20 protein-coding genes are annotated in these 20,085 nt (G+C 72.7%); 13 read left to right on the top strand and 7 right to left on the bottom strand.

Annotation, left to right across the window (positions count from 1 at the left end):
* Positions 1–254: 254 nt before the first annotated feature.
* Together VQ02_RS09125 and VQ02_RS09120 are read right to left on the bottom strand one after the other, a co-directional pair.
* Positions 255–1,130, bottom strand: coding sequence for a coiled-coil domain-containing protein (locus VQ02_RS09125; protein ID WP_048443853.1), 876 nt, complete (start codon positions 1,128–1,130; stop codon positions 255–257).
* Between the two features lie 277 nt (positions 1,131–1,407).
* Positions 1,408–2,085, bottom strand: coding sequence for a DUF1134 domain-containing protein (locus tag VQ02_RS09120; RefSeq protein ID WP_425339889.1), 678 nt, complete (start codon positions 2,083–2,085; stop codon positions 1,408–1,410).
* A gap of 100 nt (positions 2,086–2,185) precedes the next feature.
* Here VQ02_RS09120 and VQ02_RS09115 point away from each other — a divergent pair, with 100 nt between their 5' ends.
* Complete coding sequence (locus tag VQ02_RS09115; RefSeq protein WP_048443852.1) at positions 2,186–2,668, top strand: YHS domain-containing (seleno)protein; 483 nt, start codon at positions 2,186–2,188, stop codon at positions 2,666–2,668.
* A gap of 9 nt (positions 2,669–2,677) precedes the next feature.
* Here the strand turns inward: VQ02_RS09115 and VQ02_RS09110 are convergent, their stop codons facing one another.
* Positions 2,678–3,526 carry a 3'(2'),5'-bisphosphate nucleotidase CysQ family protein gene (locus VQ02_RS09110; protein WP_048443851.1) on the bottom strand — a complete coding sequence of 283 codons (849 nt, stop codon included), beginning with the start codon at positions 3,524–3,526 and terminating at the stop codon, positions 2,678–2,680.
* Between the two features lie 190 nt (positions 3,527–3,716).
* Here VQ02_RS09110 and chpT point away from each other — a divergent pair, with 190 nt between their 5' ends.
* The 6 genes from chpT (at position 3,717) to VQ02_RS09080 (ending at position 10,572) form a co-directional block, all read left to right on the top strand.
* The gene (gene chpT / locus VQ02_RS09105) at positions 3,717–4,358 is read left to right on the top strand and encodes a histidine phosphotransferase ChpT (protein WP_048443850.1); all 642 of its coding nucleotides are present in this window, start codon (positions 3,717–3,719) and stop codon (positions 4,356–4,358) included.
* A 189-nt stretch (positions 4,359–4,547) separates the two neighbouring features.
* The gene (locus tag VQ02_RS09100) at positions 4,548–7,268 is read left to right on the top strand and encodes a hybrid sensor histidine kinase/response regulator (protein ID WP_048443849.1); all 2,721 of its coding nucleotides are present in this window, start codon (positions 4,548–4,550) and stop codon (positions 7,266–7,268) included.
* A 105-nt stretch (positions 7,269–7,373) separates the two neighbouring features.
* Entirely contained in the window at positions 7,374–7,874 is a 501-nt protein-coding gene (locus VQ02_RS09095; RefSeq protein WP_048443848.1) for a chemotaxis protein CheW, read from the top strand.
* 33 nt (positions 7,875–7,907) lie between these two features.
* Positions 7,908–8,273: a response regulator gene (locus VQ02_RS09090; protein WP_048443884.1), complete on the top strand. Its 366-nt coding sequence runs from the start codon at positions 7,908–7,910 to the stop codon at positions 8,271–8,273.
* Positions 8,274–8,405: 132 nt separating this feature from the next.
* A complete protein-coding gene (locus VQ02_RS09085) occupies positions 8,406–9,617 on the top strand; it encodes a protein-glutamate methylesterase/protein-glutamine glutaminase (RefSeq protein ID WP_048443847.1) in 1,212 nt (403 codons plus the stop codon).
* 40 nt (positions 9,618–9,657) lie between these two features.
* The gene (locus VQ02_RS09080; RefSeq protein WP_048443846.1) at positions 9,658–10,572 is read left to right on the top strand and encodes a CheR family methyltransferase; all 915 of its coding nucleotides are present in this window, start codon (positions 9,658–9,660) and stop codon (positions 10,570–10,572) included.
* A 576-nt stretch (positions 10,573–11,148) separates the two neighbouring features.
* Here the strand turns inward: VQ02_RS09080 and ctrA are convergent.
* Positions 11,149–11,850 (bottom strand): response regulator transcription factor CtrA, encoded by a 702-nt coding sequence (gene ctrA / locus VQ02_RS09070; RefSeq protein WP_048443845.1) that lies wholly within the window; start codon positions 11,848–11,850, stop codon positions 11,149–11,151.
* Between the two features lie 433 nt (positions 11,851–12,283).
* Between ctrA and fliI the strand changes: the two genes are divergently transcribed.
* Both fliI and fliJ read left to right on the top strand, forming a co-directional pair.
* Complete coding sequence (fliI, locus tag VQ02_RS09065) at positions 12,284–13,651, top strand: flagellar protein export ATPase FliI (RefSeq protein ID WP_245239669.1); 1,368 nt, start codon at positions 12,284–12,286, stop codon at positions 13,649–13,651.
* A gap of 89 nt (positions 13,652–13,740) precedes the next feature.
* Positions 13,741–14,148 (top strand): flagellar export protein FliJ, encoded by a 408-nt coding sequence (gene fliJ, locus VQ02_RS09060; protein ID WP_048443844.1) that lies wholly within the window; start codon positions 13,741–13,743, stop codon positions 14,146–14,148.
* A gap of 104 nt (positions 14,149–14,252) precedes the next feature.
* Here fliJ and VQ02_RS09055 read toward each other — a convergent pair whose 3' ends face one another.
* Positions 14,253–14,867, bottom strand: a complete 615-nt coding sequence (locus VQ02_RS09055) for a GNAT family N-acetyltransferase (protein WP_245239668.1) — start codon at positions 14,865–14,867, stop codon at positions 14,253–14,255.
* Positions 14,868–15,056: 189 nt separating this feature from the next.
* On the opposite strand from VQ02_RS09055, the gene VQ02_RS09050 reads away from it, so the two are divergent.
* From VQ02_RS09050 to VQ02_RS09035, 4 genes are all read left to right on the top strand, one after another.
* Positions 15,057–15,944: an alpha/beta hydrolase gene (locus tag VQ02_RS09050; RefSeq protein WP_048443843.1), complete on the top strand. Its 888-nt coding sequence runs from the start codon at positions 15,057–15,059 to the stop codon at positions 15,942–15,944.
* Positions 15,945–16,080: 136 nt separating this feature from the next.
* Entirely contained in the window at positions 16,081–17,130 is a 1,050-nt protein-coding gene (locus VQ02_RS09045) for a lysylphosphatidylglycerol synthase domain-containing protein (RefSeq protein WP_048443842.1), read from the top strand.
* The gene (locus tag VQ02_RS09040; protein WP_048443841.1) at positions 17,127–18,014 is read left to right on the top strand and encodes a class I SAM-dependent methyltransferase; all 888 of its coding nucleotides are present in this window, start codon (positions 17,127–17,129) and stop codon (positions 18,012–18,014) included. The genes VQ02_RS09045 and VQ02_RS09040 overlap by 4 nt, the downstream gene beginning before the upstream one ends.
* Positions 18,015–18,199: 185 nt before the next feature.
* Positions 18,200–18,526 carry a hypothetical protein gene (locus VQ02_RS09035; protein WP_048443840.1) on the top strand — a complete coding sequence of 109 codons (327 nt, stop codon included), beginning with the start codon at positions 18,200–18,202 and terminating at the stop codon, positions 18,524–18,526.
* Here VQ02_RS09035 and VQ02_RS09030 read toward each other — a convergent pair.
* Together VQ02_RS09030 and VQ02_RS09025 are read right to left on the bottom strand one after the other, a co-directional pair.
* The gene (locus tag VQ02_RS09030) at positions 18,519–18,773 is read right to left on the bottom strand and encodes a hypothetical protein (protein ID WP_048443839.1); all 255 of its coding nucleotides are present in this window, start codon (positions 18,771–18,773) and stop codon (positions 18,519–18,521) included. The genes VQ02_RS09035 and VQ02_RS09030 overlap by 8 nt on opposite strands.
* Before the next feature lie 128 nt (positions 18,774–18,901).
* A complete protein-coding gene (locus VQ02_RS09025) occupies positions 18,902–19,726 on the bottom strand; it encodes a phasin family protein (RefSeq protein ID WP_048443838.1) in 825 nt (274 codons plus the stop codon).
* Positions 19,727–20,085 lie beyond the last annotated feature (359 nt).

Below are 20,085 nucleotides of genomic sequence, written 5' to 3'. Positions count from 1 at the left end.
CTGTCGAAGCCTTGCAGAGGGTGGGAAGTCGCAGCGAAATGGCCCGAAACAGGCGACCTGGCAAGGGTTGCGGGACGCCGCAGGGACGCGCGGTCGATCCGATCGGGCCGGGGAGGTCGGTCGAGCGAAGCGGGAAAGTCGAGCATTGACAACGGGATAGCGCGTGTTTCCGGGGCGTTTCCAATCCGGTGCGCCGGGGCCGCGGGCGGAGGTCTCGGGCCGCGATGTGCTCTGCGGCACATCACGCCGCAGGTTCACCCGGCGGCGACGGGCGTCGGCAGCGGCGTCGCCGGGGGCAGCCGCGGCTCGGGCGGCCGGCCCTGCGCCTGCATCAGAGCATCCGCCACCTCGGCGATCCGGCGCTCCAGGGCAGCGTTCTCGGCGGCGACGCGCTCGGGCGGCGGACCGCCGGCACGCTCCGCCGCCTCCCGCAGCCGCGCGATCTCGGTCCGCGCTACCTCGCTCTCGGCGGCGTAGCGGGCGTTGAGGTCGGCCAGCGCGTCCTCGAGGGCCTGGATCTGCTCGCGGGCGGCGCTGGCAATGCTCTCGCCCGCCGCGGCCACCCGCCCGCGGGCCGCCCGCGCCTGCTCCTCGGCCAGGCCCTTCGCGGCCTCGGCCTCCACCTGGCCGCGGGTGCTGGCCTCGACCTCCCCCCGCAGGACGGCGAGATCGGCGAGCGCCCGCTGGTAGGGGCCCTCAAGGGCCCGCATCGCCTCCTCGGCCGCCGCGCGGGCGGTGCGGGCCTCGGCGAGCTCGCCCTCGGCCCGGGCGAGGCCGCCGCGGGCCTCGACGAGGTCGCGCTCGATCTCGGCGAGGCGCGCGTCCCGGCGCTCGATCTCGGAGGTGAGCGTTCCGATGCGCACGGCGCGCCGGCCCAGCTCCTCCATCTCGGCCTGGCGGCCGGCCTGTGCCTCCTCGACCCGGCGCTCGAGCTGCCGCTCGCGCACGGCGAACTCGGCCCGCAGGTGGTCCTTCTCGGCGGTGAGCTCGACGATCGACATCGGATAGAGCGCCTCGAGCCGGCGGCGCGTCAGGCGCTCGGCCCGGGCATTGAGGGCCGGCAGGATCAGCAGGGCGCACAGGCTGGCGCCCAGGAACCCCAGCGCCGCGAACATCAGGGACTCGATCACCCGGGCGATACTCTCTCGGCGTCCGCGCGCGGCCTGACGCGCAGGCCCCGGGACGCGGACGGTTGACGACACCTAAGCAGAACGGCATGCCGCAGTTCCGCTCTTCCCCTCGTTCTTACATCATTTTCGTCGCCGAACCGGGAGCCGGTTCGGCACCGGTCGCCGGCGGCCGGCACAATGATGCTGCGCGAGCATCCGCGGTCGGGCGCGGGCGTCGCGGCCGGACCCTGCCACGGGACGGCCCCGAGGACCAGCGCCGCCCTTCGCCCGCGCCGCGTCAGAACGGATTCCAGGTCGGCGAGTCGGTGAACTTCATGTAGCCGACATTGATCCCGAAGCGCGCGCCGACCCCGGCCCGGATCGGCACCACCACGATGTTGTCGGCGGTGACCGCCGACATGCCGAAGCCGCCGACCACGTAGGCCGAGCCGTCCATGCCGACGAAGCGGCGGTAGAGCGCGTCGACCCGCGGCAGGTTGTAGACCAGCATCATGGTGCGGGCGCCGTCGCCGCCGACGTCGAAGCCGAGGGACGGCCCCTGCCAGAACACCTTGCGCTGGCCGGCGTTGCGCGTGAACAGCGTGCCCTCGCCGAAGCGCACGCCGCCGATGATCGCGCCGGAGGCCTCCTGGCCGAGGATGTAGCCGTTGGGCTCGCCCCAGCGGCGGGTCGCCTCCTGCACCGTCAGCGCGAGGCCGCGCGACACCGAACCGAAGAACTGGTGGCCCGAATCGACGATCTCCCGCGGCTGGAAGGTGCCCGGATCGCCCGGGCCGCGGCCCTGGGCGGCGGCTGGGCCGGGCAGGAGCGCCGGCGCGAGCCCGGCGAGCGCCATCGGCACGGCGAGGAGGAGAGCGGCGAGGGGGCCGGAGCGGGTGCGCCGGCGCGGCGGTTCCGCGGGCTGCCGAGGCGAGACTGCTTGCCGAGCCGAGGGAGCGGAGGAGGCTGAGAGCATTCGTTAGGCATCCCGGCTTAGAGAGGTCCTGACCGACCCGGCCGGCGGACCCGGCCGAACCGGCGCGGACGGGCGGCGGGATGCCACAGTTGCTGCGGATATGGGTAAGATCTGGTTAACGCGGCGCGGCCTGCTGTCGCTTCTCGCCGCCGCGACGGCCCGGCCGGCGCGCGGCGAGACGCCCCTCGGCGTGCCGGCCCTCTACGCCGCCGATCCCCTGACCGGGCTCGCGTTGCGCGGCTTCGACCCGGTCTCCTACCGGCTCGGGCCGGAGCCGCGCGCCGGACTGGCGGCGCACGAATTCGTCTGGTCCGGCCTCGTCTGGCGCTTCTCCGGCGCGGCGAACCGGGCGGCCTTCACGCGGTCGCCCGACACCTACGCGCCGCGCCTCGGCGGCTACGATCCGGAAGGCGTGGCGGGCGGCCGCCTCGTCGAGGCCGATCCCCTGGTGGCGGTCCTGCGCGACGACCGGCTCTACCTCTTCCGCTCCGCGGAGCACCGGGCGCGGGCCGATGCCACGCTCATCGAGGCGGCGGAGGCGCGCTGGCCCGCGCTCGGCGCGGGTGCCGCGATCGGCGGGTGATCGTCCGGGTTACCGGGACGGGCTCTCCGGCGGCAGGGTGACGCGGCCGGCATAGGACGGGTCGCCGAGGGCCGCGAACGGGCCGTTCCGGTACTGGCCGGGTCGGCGGCCGTAGCCGAAGGGCCGGCCGTCGGGGCCGACGAGGCAGCCACCGGCCTCGGTGAGGATGTGGTCGCCCGCCGCGGTGTCCCACTCCATCGTCGGGCCGCAGCGGACGTACAGGTCGGCCTCGCCGCAGGCCAGCAGCCCGAACTTCAGCGCCGAGGAGGCGCCGCGCCGGTGCCCGACCGGCAGGACAGCGAGGCAGGCCTCGTCCGCCGCCTCGCCGTGGCTGCGGCTGACCAGGGCGGTCATCCCCTCCGGCGGGACGGGCCGGGCCGAGACCGGCGCGAACGCGCCGGGGCGCCCCTCAATGATCGGGGCTTCCACCGCCCCGGCGCCGGCGGCCCAGACCCGGCCGAGGGCCGGAGCCGCCAGGGCCGCCGCGACCGGCCGCTCGCCGGCCACGAGGGCGATGTTGACCGTGTACTCGCCGGTGCCCTTCAGGAAGTCCTTGGTCCCGTCGAGGGGGTCGACCAGGAAGAACAGCGCCGCGGGAGCGGCCTCGGCGGCGGTCTCCTCGGCGATGACCGGGATGCCGGGCCAGGACTGCGCCAGGGCGGCCACGATCTGCGCCTCGGCGGCGAGGTCGGCCTGGCTCGTCGGCGAGCCGTCCGGCTTGAGGTGGTGGCGGCACCCGCCCAGCTCGAACTGCCTTAAGGTCACGCCGGCCGCACAGGCGATCTCGGCGAGCCGGAGCGCGATGGCGTCGCGCTCGGCGGGGGTGGGCACGGAGCCGTGTGCCGATGGATAGGTCATCGCGTCGTCATGCCCGGCGCCGGCGCGTTTGTCGATCCGTCCCGGCGATTTCGAATGGGCTCGCCCGGGGCGGGATGGGTGACGTCGCGCTCGCCTTTTCAAACCCGCGCGCGACGGCTATCCGTGCCGGCAAACCGTGGCGAAAGCCGCCGCGACACCGAAATCCAGCCGGCCCCGCGGAGCGCGCCCCATGACCACCGTCACCCTCGACGCCCTCGACCTCTCGGCGCTGCTCTGCTCGCGGGTCTGCCACGACGTCATCAGCCCGGTCGGCGCCATCGTGAACGGCCTGGAGGTGCTCGAGGACGAGGACAGCGCCGAGATGCGCGACTTCGCCCTCGACCTGATCCGCAAGAGCGCCAAGCAGGCCTCGGCCCGGCTGCAATTCGCCCGCATCGCCTTCGGGGCGGCGGGCTCGGCGGGGGCCAGCATCGACCTCGCCGACGCCGAGAACGTCGCCCGCGGCATGTTCGGCGACGACAAGACCCAGCTGACCTGGAGCGCCCCGCGGGCGCTGTTCCCGAAGAACAAGGTCAAGCTGCTCCTGAACCTGGTGGTCATCGCCGTGACGGCGATTCCCCGCGGCGGCGCCATCGACGTCACCGTCACCGGGGAGGGCGAGGCGCCGGTCTTCGTCCTCGTCGCCAAGGGCGCCTATGCCCGCATCCCGCCCCACGTCGAGGCGCTCATCGCCGGCGAGCCGGAGAGCGGCACCGTGGACGCCCACGCGATCCAGCCGTTCTACGCCGGCCTGGTGGCCCGCGCCGCCGAGATGGGCGTGCGGTTCTCGATCGAGGGTGACACCGTCACGATCCGGGCCGAGGCCGCCTGAGCGGGCGGCGCCCCCCTAACGGCATCTAACTCCGCGGCCCGCCGCCGGGCGGACCGCGCGTTCCTCGTGTCGCCGGGGAAACGGGACCGGAACCTCGCGGTGTGAGGATTTCCGGCAACGGATCATAAAGGCTCGCATGGCAGCGTGGAGACTGCGCAGAGATCCTGCGTGGATCGACGAGTGGCCGCGATGGATGATTTGTTGCGTGAGTTCCTGACAGAGACAGGCGAGCACCTGGACACTGTCGACCTCGAACTCGTCCGATTCGAGCAGGATCCCAACAACCAGACGATCCTGCGCAACATCTTCCGGCTGGTGCACACCATCAAGGGCACCTGCGGCTTCCTCGGCCTGCCCCGCCTCGAGGCGCTGGCGCACGCGGCCGAGACCCTGATGGGCAAGTTCCGCGACGGCATGCCGGTGACGAGCGCCGCCGTGAGCCTGATTCTCCAGACCCTCGACCGCATCAAGCTGATCGTGGCCGAGCTCGAGCGCACCGCCGCCGAGCCGGCCGGGATCGACGAGGACCTGATCGGCGCCCTCGAGCGCATGTCCGAGGAGCCGGCGCCGGAGCCGGTGCCCGTGGCGGCGCCGGTCACCGCCGGCATCCTCGTGCCGCAGATCCTGGAGCGCGCGCTGAAGCCCGGCGAGGTCTCCCTCGACGACCTCGAGCGCGCCTTCCGCGACACCCCCGGCCCCGAGGCCGAAGCCCCCTCCGCCGCAGTGCTGCCGATGCCGGCACCCGAGCCGGTTCGGCAGGAGGCGGTCCAGCACGCGCCGGCGACGGTCGAGGCCCGCCGGCCCGAGCCGGCGCGGTCCGAGCAGCCGGCCGCCGAGGCCGAGGGCTCCCCGGTCAGCAAGGTGCAGACCATCCGGGTGAACGTCGACACCCTCGAGCACCTGATGACCATGGTCTCGGAGCTGGTGCTCACCCGCAACCAGCTCCTCGAGATCGCCCGCCGGCACGAGGACGGCAACTACAAGGTGCCGCTGCAGCGCCTCTCCCACGTCACCGCCGAGCTGCAGGAAGGGGTGATGAAGACCCGCATGCAGCCGATCGGCTCGGCCTGGCAGAAGCTCCCACGGGTGGTGCGCGACCTCTCGTCGGAACTCGGCAAGAAGATCGACCTGGTGATGCAGGGCGCCGAGACTGAGCTGGACCGCCAGGTCCTCGAGGTCATCAAGGACCCGCTCACCCACATGGTGCGCAACTCGGCCGACCACGGCATCGAGTCAGGGGCCGAGCGCAAGTCCGCCGGCAAGCCCGAGAAGGGCACGATCCGTCTCAACGCCTTCCACGAGGGCGGCACGATCACGATCGAGATCGCCGACGACGGCAAGGGCCTCGACCTGTCGGCGATCCGCCGCAAGGCGGTCGAGCGCGGCGTCGCGACCGAGGCCGAGGTCGAGCGGATGACCGACGCCCAGGTGGCGAAGTTCATCTTCCACGCCGGCTTCTCGACCGCCAAGGCCGTCACCTCGGTCTCCGGCCGCGGCGTCGGCATGGACGTGGTCAAGACCAACATCGAGCTGATCGGCGGCACGATCGACATCCAGACCCAGCTCGGTCGCGGCACCACCTTCACGATCAAGATCCCGCTGACGCTGGCGATCGTCGCGGCGCTGATCGTCTCGGCCCGCGAGCACCGCTTCGCGATCCCGCAGGTCTCGGTGCTGGAGCTGGTGCGGGTGCAGCCCGGGACCGACCACGCCGTCGAGCGCATCAACGGCTCGCCGGTGCTGCGCCTGCGCGACCGCCTGCTGCCGATCGTGCCGGTGGCGGCGATGCTCGGCCTCGACGCGCCCGACGCCCCGGCCTCGACGGACGAGGGTTTCGTGGTGGTGAGCCAGGTCGGGCGCCAGCGCTTCGGCATCCTGGTCGACGGCGTCTTCCACACCGAGGAGATCGTCGTGAAGCCGATGTCCTCGAAGCTGCGGCACATCCCGCTCTTCTCCGGCAACACGATCCTCGGCGACGGGGCGGTGGTGCTGATCATCGATCCCAACGGCGTCGCCCGGATGGTGGGCTCGGGCACCGCCAGCGGCCAGCCGTCGGAGGCCGAGGCCGAGGGCGAGAACGAGGAGAATGCCGGCGATCAGGCGGTGACCCTCCTGGTGTTCAAGGGCGGCGGCGATTCGCTCAAGGCGGTGCCGCTCTCGCTGGTCACGCGCCTGGAGGAGATCGATGCGGGCAAGATCGAGTGGGTCGGCGGGCGCCCGCTGATCCAGTACCGCGGCCGCCTGATGCCGCTCGTGCCGGCGGATCCGGCCCAGGCGATGAAGCGCGAGGGCGCCCAGGCCCTGGTGGTGTTCTCCGACGGCGAGCGCTCGATGGGTCTCGTGGTCGACGAGATCGTCGACATCGTCGACGAGGTGCTCGACGTCGAGCTGGTGACCGAGCGCTCCGACCTGATCGGCTCGGCGGTGGTGCGCAACCGGGCCACCGAGATCGTCAACATCGCCCACTACCTGCCCCTCGCCCACGACGACTGGGGCCAGCCCTCGCACCGCGCGGTGCCCAAGGCCCCGAGCCTGCTGCTCGTCGACGACTCGGCCTTCTTCCGCGAGATGCTAACCCCGGTCCTCAAGGCGGCGGGTTTCCGGGTTACCCCGGCGGCGGATGCCGAGGAGGCCCTGCGCCATCTCGGCGGCGAGGCCCGGTTCGACCTCGTGGTCTGCGACCTCGAGATGCCGGGACGCTCGGGCTTCGACCTGATCGAGGCGATGCGCAAGGGCGGCGGGCGGCTCGCCGGGATGCCGGTGGTGGCGCTGGCCGGCACGATGGCGCCCGACTCCCTCGCCCGCGCCCGGGCGCTGGGCGTCGCCGACTGCGTGGCGAAGTTCGACCGGTCCGGCCTGGTGGCGGCCGTGAACGAGGTCTCCAGCACCCCCCTCGAGGCCGCGGCCTGATCCGCTGATCCCGCTGTCCGGAAGGGAGCTTCCGGACGGCCCGACCGCCCGAACCGGGTGCGCCCCGCCGCCCGAGACCGCCCTTCAGGAACCCGAGCCCCGCTCATGATGGCCGCCAACACCAACACCGCCGGCACCGCGGCGCCCGCCACCGGCGAGACCACCGATTACGTCACCGTGCTGCTCGGCGACGAGCTGTTCGGCCTGCCGATCGACCGGGTGCACGACGTCTTCATCGCCACCAACCTCACCGACGTCCCCCTGGCGCCGCCGGAGATCAAGGGCCTGCTCAACCTTCGCGGCCGGGTCGTCACCGCGCTCTGCCTGCGCCGGCGCCTCGGCCTGCCCGACCGCACCGGCGACGGCCGCAACATGGCGGTGGGGCTCGAGCACGGCGGCGAGGCCTACGGCCTGCTCGTCGACCAGGTCGGCGAGGTGATGAAGCTCTCCGCCGACACCTTCGAGCCGAACCCGGTCCACCTCGACACCCGCTGGCGGGCGGTCTCGCGCGGGGTGCACCGCCTCGACGGCCGCCTGCTGATCATCCTCGACGTCGAGGCCGTGCTCGCCTTCGGCGACGATCGGCCCACCGCCAGCGCGGCCTGACGCCGAGGGATGCATGGAGAGGGACGCATGGGCATGAGAACCTGCCTGATCGTCGACGACTCGGCGGTGATCCGCAAGGTGGCGCGCCGCATCCTCGAAGGCCTGGGCTTCCGGGTGGCGGAAGCCGAGGACGGCCGCGAGGCGGTCGCGCAGTGCCGCGCCGGCATGCCGGACGCCATCCTGCTCGACTGGAACATGCCCCACATGGACGGGTACGAGTTCCTGCGCACGCTGCGGCGGCTGCCCGAGGGCGACCATCCGAAGGTGCTGTTCTGCACCATCGAGAACGACGTCGCGTCGATCGCCCGGGCGCTGCACGCCGGCGCCGACGAGTACATCATGAAGCCCTTCGACAAGGACATCATGACAGCGAAGCTCCAGGAGGTCGGCCTCACCTGAGGCCGACCCCGCCCCGGGCCTCGGATTGCGGCCGGCCCGGCCGGGACCACCGCCCCCTGCGCCCTGGCCTGCCCAGGGCCGATCCTTCCTCCTCGCCCGCCCGTTCGAGCGGCGCGCCGACCGAGAAACGCCATGGCCGCATCCGCAGCGCCCGCAAGTTCATCCCCGAGCGCCGCGCCGCGCATCCGCGTCCTCGTCGCCGACGATTCCGTCGTGGTGCGCGGCCTCGTCTCCCGCTGGCTCGAGGAGGCCGGCTGCGAGATCGTCGGCACCGCCTCGAACGGCCGCATCGCGCTCGACGCCCTCGACCGGGTGCAGCCCGACATCGTGCTCCTCGACATCGAGATGCCCGAGCTCGACGGCACCCAGGCGCTGCCCAGGATGCTGGCCAAGCGCCCGGGGCTCCAGGTCGTGATGATGTCGACCCTGACCCAGCGCAACGCCGAGATCTCCCTGCGCTGCCTGGCGCTCGGCGCGATCGACTACCTGCCGAAGCCCGAGGGCAACCGCGGCGTCACCACGCAGGCGAGCTTTCGCGAGGACCTGGTCCAGAAGATCCGGATGCTGGGCGCCGATCTGCGCAACCGGCCCCGGCCGCGCCACGCGGCCGGCCCCGAGCGGGCCGGGCCGGCGGGAGCCGGCCACTCCGGTGTCGCGCAGCAGCCCGCCGGGCCGCCCGAGCGCCTGGCGGCACCGGCGCCGCGCCCCGCCGCGGCGGTGACCGTGCGCCCGCGGCCGCTGCGCACCACGCCGCCGCGCTGCCTGCTCGTCGGCGCCTCGACCGGCGGCCCGCGGGCAGTGGGGGAGGTGCTCGAGGGCATCGGTGCCGCCACCCTGCGCCGCCTGCCGATCCTGATCGTCCAGCACATGCCGCCGGTCTTTACGGCCGTGTTCGCCGAGCATCTCGGCGCGCGGATCGGCCTTCCGGCGGCGGAGGCCAAGCACGGCGAGCCGGTCCGCCCCGGCATCGTCTACGTCGCCCCCGGCGGGCGCCACATGGGCCTGTCCGGCACAGCCGCCGAGGCGGTGATCCAGCTCAACGACGGCCCGCCGGTCAATTTCTGCCGGCCCGCGGTCGACGTGATGTTCCGCAACGCCGCCGAGGTCTACGGCGCCGCCACCCTGTCGGTGGTGCTCACCGGCATGGGCTCGGACGGCACCAAGGGCGCGCAGGCCCTGGTCGAGGCCGGCGGCACGATGCTGGCCCAGGACGAGGCGACCTCGACGGTCTGGGGCATGCCCGGCAGCCTGGTGCGGGCCGGCTACGCCCACGAGATCCTGCCGCTCCCCGCCATCGGGCCCGCCCTCAGGGCGGCGATCGCCGGCCCCGGGGCCGGCCACTGATGCGCGCCCTGCCACGGCTCCGGGGGAGGATGCCGCGCCGATGACCGAGACCGAGTTCGATTTCCTCCGCGGCTACCTCAAGCAGCGCTCCGGCCTCGCCCTGACGGCGGAGAAGCGCTACCTGGTGGAGAGCCGCCTGTCGCCGGTCTGCCGGCGCTTCAACCTCGCCGGCCTGACCGAGCTGATCGGCTGCCTGCGGGTCGCCCGCGACGGCGCCATCGAGCGCGCCGTGGTCGAGGCGATGACCACCAACGAGACCTTCTTCTTCCGCGACCGCACGCCGTTCGACCTGTTTCGCGACGTGCTGCTGCCGGGGGCGCTGGCGGCCCGGGCCGGGCAGCGCCGCCTGCGGATCTGGTGCGCCGCCGCCTCGACCGGCCAGGAGCCGTACTCGCTGGCGATGCTGCTGGCCGAGGCGGCGCCGCGGCTCGCCGGCTGGCGGGTCGAGATCGTCGCCACCGACCTCTCGACCGAGGTGCTGGAGAAGGCCAAGCTCGGCCTCTACAACCAGTTCGAGGTCCAGCGCGGGCTCCCCGTGCAGCTGATGCTCAAGTACTTCACCCAGGCTGGGGAGCAGTGGCGCATCAGCGAGACGCTGCGCCAGATGGTCGATTTCCGGCCGCTCAACCTGCTGCAGCCGTTCGACCATCTCGGCACCTTCGACATCGTCTACTGCCGCAACGTGCTGATCTATTTCGACGCGGCGACGAAGGGCGACGTGCTGCGGCGCATCGCCGACCAGCTCGCCCCCGACGGGGCGGTGCTGCTCGGCGCCGCCGAGACGGTGATCGGCATCACCGAGACGCTGATGCCGGACCCGGAGCATCGCGGCCTCTACCGCCACGGCCGCGCGGCGGCGCCGATGGGCGTGGCGGCGTCGGGTGTCGGGACCTCGACTCTCGGGGCACCCGCCGCGATGCCGGCCCCGGCGGGCCTGCGCTGGGCGGTCCGCTGAGTGCCTGCCGGCTGAAGCACGTACATGCGCTCACCGGCGTGACAGGGGCGATTACCCAATGGTGTAGTGGTGCGGATCAATCCGCAGACGATCTCCGCCGCTGCCGATCGCTCTGCGGGGCCGCCTGCGGATCGGCAGGCCGTCGCGAGACGTTCTTCCGCCCGGTCACGGATCACGGACGTCACGACGGCTGCCGCCTTCCGATAAGAGGCCGTGGCAGACTTGGCAGGGCTCGAACCCGCGACCAGACCGTTATGAGCGGCCGGCTCAAGCACCGGCGCTGCAGGACTACGATCCCAGCAGCTGCCGGAGAGGCGGCCGAGCCGGGAGTGCCGTCCCAAGAGCTCGCGGGGTAAGCCGTTTGCCCCCTGCGTTGATCCGCGACGCGCAGCGTTCACCGCACCCTGTCCGGGCTGCCCGGTCGCCGTAGGGGTACATTCCCGACGTCGCTGCCCAGCGACCCCGTTGCCGTCGACTCGAGGCGTGCAGGACCGCGAGCAGTCATCCAGGGGCGCCCACGAAAAAACCCCGCCGACGCGGGGTTCTTTCGTCGTCCGACCCGATCGGGATCGGCCGTCAGACCGCGATGCGGTCCTCGCCCTCGGTCGGCTCGCGCAGCACGTAGCCGCGGCCCCAGACCGTCTCGATGTAGTTCTTGCCCTGGCTGGCGTTGGCGAGCTTCTTGCGCAGCTTGCAGATGAACACGTCGATGATCTTGAGCTCGGGCTCGTCCATGCCGCCGTAGAGATGGTTCAGGAACATCTCCTTGGTGAGGGTGGTGCCCTTGCGCAGGCTCAGGAGCTCCAGCATCTGGTACTCCTTGCCGGTGAGGTGGACCCGGGCGCCCGACACCTCGACGGTCTTCTGATCGAGGTTCACGATCAGGTCGCCGGTGGTGATCACCGACTGCGCGTGGCCCTTCGACCGGCGCACGATCGCGTGGATTCTCGCGACCAATTCATCTTTGTGGAAAGGTTTGGTGAGGTAATCATCGGCGCCGAAGCCGAGGCCCTTCACCTTGTCCTCGATCCCGGCCATGCCGGAGAGGATCAGGATCGGGGTCTTGACCTTGGCCACCCGTAGCGAGCGCAGAACCTCGTAGCCCGACATGTCGGGCAGGTTCAGGTCGAGCAGGATGATGTCGTAGTCGTACAGCTTGCCGAGATCGACACCCTCCTCGCCCAGGTCGGTCGTGTAGGTGTTGAAGTTCTCGGACTTGAGCATCAACTCGATGCTCTGCGCCGTCGCGCTGTCGTCCTCGATCAGAAGTACCCGCATCTCAGGTCCCCAAGCCCTGGCCCTCAAGGGTTAAGGCAAGCCCCCGCCGCCCGTCTCCCACCGGCCCGTGGGTGACGCCCGTTATCTTCCGAACCGCGACGCTAGGCCCGAACGGTTAACAAACCCTGCTCCTGTCCCGCAAGCGGTCATCAAACCGCAAGGTGGACCGGCCGCTTACGGGTTTGCGTTCCGTTCTGGCCGAATCGCGATAGCATACCTGCATCCCGCCTGCGCCGGGCATGCCGAATTGGCTCGCGCCGTTCGACCCGCCCGTCATGTTGCGTCCGCGACACGCCCCCGGAGAACATCCGCGAGCCCATCCCGGATCCCACGTGTCCCAGTGTTAAGGAGAGGGGTAAATGGATCGTTGATGGAACGCGGCAATGGCAGCGGCACGGTTCGGGAAAGCGCCTCGTATCAACAGGATGATGCCGTGACGGGCTCCGACGCCGCGGGCGGCCGCTTGGTTGCCGGACGCCTCGACTCCGCCCGCGCCCTGCTGGCGGGCGTCGAGGAGGTCGAGGTGTTCGGCCGCGTGGTGGCGGTCCGCGGCCTGCTGATCGAGGTCGCCGGTCCGGTGGCGGCGATGCGCCTCGGCGGCCGGCTCGACGTCGTGGTGAACGAGGTCGCGGGCGCCGCCGTGCCGTGCGAGATCATCGGCTTCTCCGGCCCCCACGCGCTCGCGATGCCGTTCGGCTCGCTCCAAGGCGTGCGCCGGGGCTGCCCGGCCCGGGTGCGGGCGGAGGGCGCCGGGGCGATCCGGCCGAGCCGTGCCTGGCTCGGCCGGGTGATCGACGCGCTCGGCCGGCCCATCGACGGCAAGGGACCGCTGCCGCCCGGACCCGTTCCTTACGGCCTCCAGGCCGATCCGCCGCCAGCCCATGCGCGGCGCCGGGTCGGCCCGCCCCTCGATCTCGGGGTGCGCTGCATCAACACCTTCCTGACGCTCTGCGCCGGCCAGCGCATGGGCATCTTCGCCGGCTCCGGCGTCGGCAAGTCGGTGCTGCTCTCGATGCTGGCCCGCTACACCGCCGCCGACGTCGCAGTGATCGGCCTCGTCGGCGAGCGCGGCCGCGAGGTGCAGGAATTCCTCCAGGACGATCTCGGGCCCGAGGGCCTCGCGCGCTCGGTGGTGGTGGTCGCCACCTCCGACGAGCCGGCGCTGATGCGCCGCAACGCCGCCTACGTCACCTTCGCGCTCGCCGAGCATTTCCGCGATGCCGGCGCGCAGGTGCTATGCATGGTCGATTCGATCACCCGCTTCGCCATGGCCCAGCGCGACATCGGGCTCGCCGCCGGCGAGCCGCCGACCGCCAAGGGCTATACGCCGACCGTCTTCTCCGAATTGCCGCGCCTGCTTGAGCGGGCCGGGCCCGGGACGGGGGAGGGGGCGATCACCGGCCTGTTCACCGTGCTGGTCGAAGGCGACGACCACAACGAGCCGGTGGCGGACGCCGTGCGGGGCATCCTCGACGGGCACATCGTGATGGAGCGGGCCATCGCCGAGCGCGGGCGCTACCCGGCGATCAACGTGCTGCGATCGGTCTCGCGCACCATGCCGCGCTCCTGCGATCCAGCGTACTTGCCCGTGGTGCGCCGCGCCCGCCGGGTGCTCTCGACCTACGCCGACATGGAGGAGCTGATCCGGCTCGGCGCCTACCGTCCCGGAAGCTCGCCGGAGGTCGACGAGGCGATCGGGCTGATGCCCGATCTGGAGGCTTTTCTGGGGCAGGGTAAGGAAGAAGCAACCTCCATCCGCGAGGGTTACGAACGCCTCGCCGCGATCGTCGGCGAGCCGTGAGGGCCGGTCGTGCGGCCCGCCCCGCGGCCGCGTAGCGGCGCGTGGCGGGCGGGTCTCGGCCGCATGCCGCTGGCGGGAGTGAGATTCAGATGAAGTCGCGGGACACGCTCATCCGGCTGCGCCGCTTTCAGGCCGACGAGAAGCGCCGCAAAGTCGCGCAAATCGAGGCGATGATCGCCGATTTCGCCCGTATGGCCGCCGATCTCGACCGTGAGATCGGCCAGGAGGAGCAGCGGGCCGGGATCTCCGATCCGGCCCACTTCGCCTATCCGACCTATGCCCGCGCCGCCGCCCAGCGCCGCGACAACATCCGCCGCTCCGCCCAGGACCTCGATGTCCAGCTCGCCGAGGCCAAGGCGGCGCTCGCCGAGGCGTTCGAGGAGCTGAAGAAGGTCGAGATCCTCGACGACCGCGAGCGTACCAGCGAGCGCGCCGCCGAGAATGCCCGCGACCAGGCCAGCATGGACGCGATCGGGCTCGGCCGCGCCCGGGCCTGACGCCTCGTCCTCCCGCGCCTCGCCATCGACGGAGCGATGCCGGGGCGCCCGGCGCATGAGAACCGGCACCCCTTCGAGCGGGTGCGTTCGGAGCCGCCGACGTCTCAATCTGCCAAGAGCGGGATCTGCCCGGCCGCGTCGCGCGGCAGGTCCCCGGTGAGCCGCGGGTCCGGCGTCACCTCGATCGCCCGGGCGTAGGCGCGAAAGCCCGAGCGCCGGTAGAACGCCACCGCGCCCGGATGGTCGAGGGTGCAGGTATGCACCCAGAACCGCCCGATCGGGCGGGCGAAGGCGCGGCGCAGGGCCTCATCCACCAGCCGCCGCCCGAGGCCGCGGCCGACCGCCTCCGGGACGAGCCCGAAATAGGCGAGCTCCGCCTCGCCGGGCCGGCGCCAATCGAGCTCGAGGAGGCCGATGTCGCGTCCATCCTCGGTGAGGGCCAGGGCTTCGACGTCCGGATCACCCAGGATTCCCGCGAGCGCGTTGTCTCCCATGCGGGCGCGGCCGAACCACAGCCAGGGCGCCCCGACAGCCCCGTAGAGCGACCGGTAGCGGGCGATCTCCGCGCCGATGGGCGCGAGCGGCAGGCGGTCCCCGGTTCGTAGGGGAGGGGGCTCCCGCATCTCAAGGTAGGTGACGACGGTGGCGACGTGGGTCGGCGGGACCGCCGTGTAGCCGTCGAGGCTCAGGCGCGGGCCGTTGGTCGGATGGTCGCTCACGGGAACTCTCCTCCTCTTGCCGGCGTGGCCGGCGCGCAGAAAGGGACCGGCCCGTTACACCTGCGTCAAGCTTTCCGCGGGCAGACTGGGCGGACGGGGCTCGGCCGATAGATTCCCGGCGGGAAATGGCTCGCCGCCGGCGGAGCCGGAGAGGCGGGCCGCCGCAGCGGCCCGATGAGAGGCACGAGGATGCACGAGGCTCACGCGCGGGACCGGCGCCGCTTCACCGTCGTCACCGAGCCGCGGGCTCAGGTGTCGCGCCGCATGCTCGAGCGCCGCGACGGCCCGCCCCTCGAGTGGATCGAGGCCGAGCCGGCCGGCACGCCCCAGGGCGCCCCCCTCCTGTTCGTGCACGGGGCCTTCGGGGGCGCCTGGATGTTCGAGGAGATCTTCCTGCCCCACCTCGCCCGGCGCGGCCGCCGGGCCGCCGCCGTGAGCCTGCGCGGCCATGGCCGCAGCGCCGGCGGGCGGGAGCTGCGGACCGCGTCGCTGACCGACTACCTCGCCGACCTGCGCCTGGCGCTGTCGCAGTGGAACGAGCCGCCGGTGCTGGTCGCGCACTCCCTCGGCGGGCTCCTGGGCCAGCGCCTCCTCGGCCAGGTGCCGCTGCGGGGCCTCGTGCTGCTGGCCTCCCTGCCGCCGGAGGGGCTCGGCTTCGTCGGGCCGCGCATCGCGATGACCGATGCGGGGTTCTGGGTCGAGGCGCTGGCCGGCTCGCTCCTGCCCGGCCGGGAGCCGGCGGTGGCGCTCGCCCGGCACTGGCTCTTCTCCGAGGGGCTGCCGCTCGAGCGGGCCCAGAACTACGCCGGCCGGATGTCGGCCGAGAGCCCGGTCGCGCTCGCCGAGGCGCATTGGCCGGTCCTGCCGCTCTCGGCGGCCTTCGCCGGGGTGCCGACCCTGGTGCTCGGGGGCGCCGACGACCGCATGATCTGGCCGGCGACGACGTGGCGCACCGCGCTCTACCACGGCGCCGAGCACCGCACCGTGCCGGGAATCGCCCATTTCCTGCAGCTCGACCTCGGCTCCGAGGGCGTCGCCCGCCTGATCCTCGACTGGCTCGAGGCCCGCGGAACCTGACGCGCCTGACCGCGGGTCGGCACGAAACCGTCACGATCCCATGAAAGGAGGGACGGCGCGCGCCGGAACCGTCCTTGCGGTCACCCGCAGGGTCGGGCAGAAGCGCGCGCGAGAATGGGGACGCGACGAGACCGCGATGAAGAAGATCAAAGAGTTCATCTGGCCGGTCATCGGCCTCGGGGCCGTCGTCGTGTCGGTCTACCTGCTGTGGCACCTGCTCAAGGGGCTGTCCTTCGCCGACGTGAAGGCCAGCCTCGCGGCGATCCCGCCGCACCGCTACGCCCTGGCGGTCCTCTCCACCCTGGTCGCCTACGGGGCGCTCGCCTGGTACGACCGGATCGCGCTGCTGCATCTCGGCGTGAAGGGCATCTCCTGGCTCTTCGTCTCGGTCTGCTCGTTCACCACCTACGCGCTGTCGCACAACATCGGCGCCTCGGTGTTCTCGGGCGCCGTGGTGCGCTACCGCGCCTACACCTCGAAGGGGCTCACCGCCGCGCAGGTGGCTGTGCTGGTGGCGCTGTGCTCCTTCACCTTCGGCCTCGGCACCGCGCTCCTCGGCGGCCTGGTTCTGACGCTCGAGCCCGAGCTGCTGCAGCGCGTCAGCAGCCTGCTGCCGTCGATGCTGGCGAGCCCGACCACCGCCCGCCTCGTCGGCGCCGGCCTGCTCGGCTTCGTCGCCCTCTACGTCATCGGCTCGATCCTGCAGCTGCGGCCGCTCCACATCCGCTCGTTCAAGATCGAGTATCCCCGCCCCAACATCATGGGCCGCCAGCTGATCGCCGCCCCCCTGGAGCTGCTGGGTGCGGCGGGCATCATCTACTTCGCTCTGCCGGAGGTCGGGAATCCGGGCTTCCTCGTGGTGCTGGCGGTGTTCCTCGCCTCGTTCTCGGTGGCGCTGGTCTCCAACGCGCCCGGCGGCATCGGGGTGTTCGAGCTCGTCTTCATCACGGCGATGCCGGACCTGCCGAAGACCGACGTGCTCGCCGCCGTGCTGATCTTCCGCCTGTTCTACCTGCTCGTGCCCTTCGCCCTGGCGATCGCCGTGGTGCTGCTGTTCGAGCGCGGTCGCCTCGCCGACGCCCTGCGGAACAAGGCGCGCTCCCCCGCCGCCGTGCCGCCGCCGCCCGTCGACGGCCCCGGCATCACCCCGGACCTGCGCGACGCGCAGGTGCGCAAGGCGGTATGAGCCGCGCCGCAGGTGGGCAGCGCCAGAGCGCCCGCACCCGCCTGCGCGTCCGCCTCCGGCGGGCCGGGCTCGGTCTTGGCACCCTGCTCGGCCTGCCGTCCGGCGGCTTCCTGATCCCGTACCGGCATGCCGGTGCGGCGCGGGCGGAGGGCTACCCGGCCCTCCGCCCGATCTTTTCCGAGGCCGAGCCGGAGTTCCGGGCGGTCCTCGCGGCGATCGAGGCGTTCGCCCCGGACCTCGACCGCATCGCTGCCGGCGGCCCAGGCCTCGTCGGCGAGCGGCCGGCGCGGTTCACCCAGGACTGGTTCCCGCGCCTCGACGCGGCGGCGGCCTATGCCCTGGTGCGGCGGGAGCGGCCGGGCCGCATCGTCGAGATCGGCTCGGGCCACTCGACCCGCTTCCTCGCGCAAGCCGTCCGCGACGGCGGCCTCACCACCGCGATCACCTGCATCGATCCGGCGCCGCGGGCACCGCTCGCCGGCCTCGGCGTGCGCCATGCGGCGCGCCTGTTCGGGCCGGAGGATGCGGCGGCCGCCTCGTCCCTCGATCCCGGCGACGTGCTGTTCATCGATTCGAGCCACGTGGCGATGCCGGGCACGGATGTCGACCGCCTGATCCTCGACGTGCTGCCGCGCCTTCGCGCCGGCGTCATCGTGCATCTGCACGACGTGTTCCTGCCCGACGCCTATCCCGAGGAATGGGCCTGGCGCGGCTACAACGAGCAACTGATGGTCGGGGCGCTCCTCCAGGGCGGCGCCTACGCCCCGCTCTTCGCCAGCCGCTACGTCGCGATGCGGACCGGCTGGTCCCTTGATGGCGTCCTGACGCGCCTGCCCCTGCCGCCGGGCGCCTTCGAGACCAGCCTGTGGCTGCGCAAGCGCTGAGACCGAGCCGAGATCGCGCCCCGATCGCCCGGAGCGAACAACCGGGTCTCGTCCGGTGAAACCGCCTGGATCCGTCGAATGCCGTCGATCGGTTTAAGCCGCGGCTGAGGGCCGCCGGGCGAAGCTCGTCCCGTATCCGGTCGCCCGCGCGCGGCGGTGCGCGGCGGTGGAGGAGGGGTGACGCGATGCGTGCAGGTCTGGTGCTCGGGCTGGTCGCCCTTGGTGGGGTCGCGGTATCGGCGCTCGCGGCCTCTGCACCCGCCGAGGCGAAGGGCCGGCGCGGCACCGTCTTCGTTGCCCGGAGCCACGACGCTCCGTCCCACACGCCGGAGGAGCCGCCGCGGGTGCAGACGGCGGCGGTCGAGGCCGGTGGGCCGGAGCCGATGACGACCGGCACCACCGCGCCCGTCATGCGGCGCGAGGCTGCCCCCGCGCCGGCGCCGGTCCCGGCCAAGCCCTGGTGCACCGGTCGGGTCTTCGGCTCCGGCGCGGGGTTCTGCGCGATCAACTAGTCGGCGCGGACAGGCGCTCGACGTTGTTGCGGACGTGCTCGCGATAGCGGTCGATGACCGCCTCCGGCGTGCCGCCGCCGAGCAGGGTCCCGGTTGCTTCGAGGGCAGCGCCGATCTTCTCGCTGACCATGCGCTGCGCCTCGACCTGGCCGGCGACGCCGCCCCAGGCCAGCTTGACGAGCCGGAGCTCGATCACCTTCTGGGATTCCATGGCGAGCATCGCCGTCGCGTACCAAGCGTCCAACATCCCAGTCTCCTTGCGTGAGCCAATCGTGAGCCGACCCCGTCACGCGTCGGGTCGGTGCGCCGCGGAAGGCCGGCACCCGTGAGAGTGCCGGCACCGGCATCCGTGAGGATGCCGGCCGATGGGCGGCGTCAGGCGGCGCGGGCCTGGAGCGGCGCGAGAACGCTGTACCGACCCATGCGGCGGGCGAGGTCGGTCCAGCAGGCGAGGGCGGCGTCGAACGCCCGGCTCACCTCGGCAGCGTGGAGCTGCACGAGGTCGCTCGGGGTGCGGGCGGTGAGCGCGGCCTGCCAGAAGGCCAGGGCCGCCTGGCTCTCGCCCTGCAGGAATGCCACCACCCGGCCGTTGATCTCGATGAAGCCCTGCATGGCTGCGAGCGGAACCTCCTCTCGGCCCGGCGCCCCGGCCTTGGACGTCGATTCAGGCTTGGCCCCGGCCTCCGGCGCGGCGGCGGGTGCCTCGGACACGGACTCCGCGGCCGGAACCGGCGGCTGTTCGGCAGGCGCCTCGGCCGCCTGAACGGTGGTCTCCTGCGCTGCCGGCTCCGTGCGGCCGTCGGCCGCGAGGTCCTCGGCGACCGGCTCGTCGATCGCTGCCGGCGTGTCCTGCTCGGCGGCAGGCTCCTGAATGGCGGTCTCCGGCGCGTCGGTCGCCTCGTCCTCCGAGGATTCCTCCGTGGACGCGTCCTCCGAAGCCTCCTCCGGCGCGCCCTGGGCGTCGTCGGACGCCTCTGCGGCCGGCGCGGCGCCGGGCTGATCGGCCTCGTCCGTCGCGGCGAGCATCCCGGGACCCGCCTCCGGCTCGACGTCGGCGGTCTCGGCCAGCTCTCCGGACGTGGGGAGTTCACCGGACTTCGGCAGGTCTCCGGACTTGGCGCTGTCATCCGTCCGCGCCGCGGTCCGGACGGGGGCGCGGCGGGTCGGCTTGCGGGTCTTGTCGGTGCGGCGGATGGTCATGACTCGGCCTCCTCGGATTGGCGGACGCCGCGTCCCTGGCGCGGCGCCTGGCGAGCGCGTCGCTCCCGCCCCGTGCGAGGGCTAACGCGCGAAGCCGGAGCGCCGGCAGGCTGGTCCGGGGCACCGGCAGGTCGGCGCGGGCGATGCCGCGCGGCCATCCGCGACGCGCCGAAGCGCGCCGCCGATGTCATCCCCTCGTCAGGGCACGGGACGCCGCCCCACGCTCATCCGCGGGAAGGCCGCCCGAAGAACGGAACAGCCGGCGATCGCGCGCACGGGCGCCGGTCCCGGCACGCCGGTGGAGTCTCGTGCAAGAACAATCCGGCCCGGAGACGGCGCTCCGGGCGCAAGGCGATCGA

It is taken from the genome of Methylobacterium variabile (assembly GCF_001043975.1).
Lineage (GTDB): Bacteria > Pseudomonadota > Alphaproteobacteria > Rhizobiales > Beijerinckiaceae > Methylobacterium > Methylobacterium variabile.
This window is presented reverse-complemented; position numbering and strand designations above follow the sequence as displayed.

What these genes read in the sequence shown, in the direction of transcription:
- VQ02_RS09120 (WP_425339889.1), bottom strand. Translation starts at nt 2,085, where the DNA reads ATGCTCTCAGCCTCCTCCGCTCCCTCGGCTCGGCAAGCAGTCTCGCCT.
- VQ02_RS09115 (WP_048443852.1), top strand. Translation starts at nt 2,186, where the DNA reads ATGGGTAAGATCTGGTTAACGCGGCGCGGCCTGCTGTCGCTTCTCGCC.
- VQ02_RS09110 (WP_048443851.1), bottom strand. Translation starts at nt 3,526, where the DNA reads ATGACCTATCCATCGGCACACGGCTCCGTGCCCACCCCCGCCGAGCGC.
- chpT (WP_048443850.1), top strand. Translation starts at nt 3,717, where the DNA reads ATGACCACCGTCACCCTCGACGCCCTCGACCTCTCGGCGCTGCTCTGC.
- VQ02_RS09100 (WP_048443849.1), top strand. Translation starts at nt 4,548, where the DNA reads ATGGATGATTTGTTGCGTGAGTTCCTGACAGAGACAGGCGAGCACCTG.
- VQ02_RS09095 (WP_048443848.1), top strand. Translation starts at nt 7,374, where the DNA reads ATGATGGCCGCCAACACCAACACCGCCGGCACCGCGGCGCCCGCCACC.
- VQ02_RS09090 (WP_048443884.1), top strand. Translation starts at nt 7,908, where the DNA reads ATGAGAACCTGCCTGATCGTCGACGACTCGGCGGTGATCCGCAAGGTG.
- VQ02_RS09085 (WP_048443847.1), top strand. Translation starts at nt 8,406, where the DNA reads ATGGCCGCATCCGCAGCGCCCGCAAGTTCATCCCCGAGCGCCGCGCCG.
- VQ02_RS09080 (WP_048443846.1), top strand. Translation starts at nt 9,658, where the DNA reads ATGACCGAGACCGAGTTCGATTTCCTCCGCGGCTACCTCAAGCAGCGC.
- ctrA (WP_048443845.1), bottom strand. Translation starts at nt 11,850, where the DNA reads ATGCGGGTACTTCTGATCGAGGACGACAGCGCGACGGCGCAGAGCATC.
- fliJ (WP_048443844.1), top strand. Translation starts at nt 13,741, where the DNA reads ATGAAGTCGCGGGACACGCTCATCCGGCTGCGCCGCTTTCAGGCCGAC.
- VQ02_RS09050 (WP_048443843.1), top strand. Translation starts at nt 15,057, where the DNA reads ATGCACGAGGCTCACGCGCGGGACCGGCGCCGCTTCACCGTCGTCACC.
- VQ02_RS09045 (WP_048443842.1), top strand. Translation starts at nt 16,081, where the DNA reads ATGAAGAAGATCAAAGAGTTCATCTGGCCGGTCATCGGCCTCGGGGCC.
- VQ02_RS09040 (WP_048443841.1), top strand. Translation starts at nt 17,127, where the DNA reads ATGAGCCGCGCCGCAGGTGGGCAGCGCCAGAGCGCCCGCACCCGCCTG.
- VQ02_RS09035 (WP_048443840.1), top strand. Translation starts at nt 18,200, where the DNA reads ATGCGTGCAGGTCTGGTGCTCGGGCTGGTCGCCCTTGGTGGGGTCGCG.
- VQ02_RS09030 (WP_048443839.1), bottom strand. Translation starts at nt 18,773, where the DNA reads ATGTTGGACGCTTGGTACGCGACGGCGATGCTCGCCATGGAATCCCAG.
- VQ02_RS09025 (WP_048443838.1), bottom strand. Translation starts at nt 19,726, where the DNA reads ATGACCATCCGCCGCACCGACAAGACCCGCAAGCCGACCCGCCGCGCC.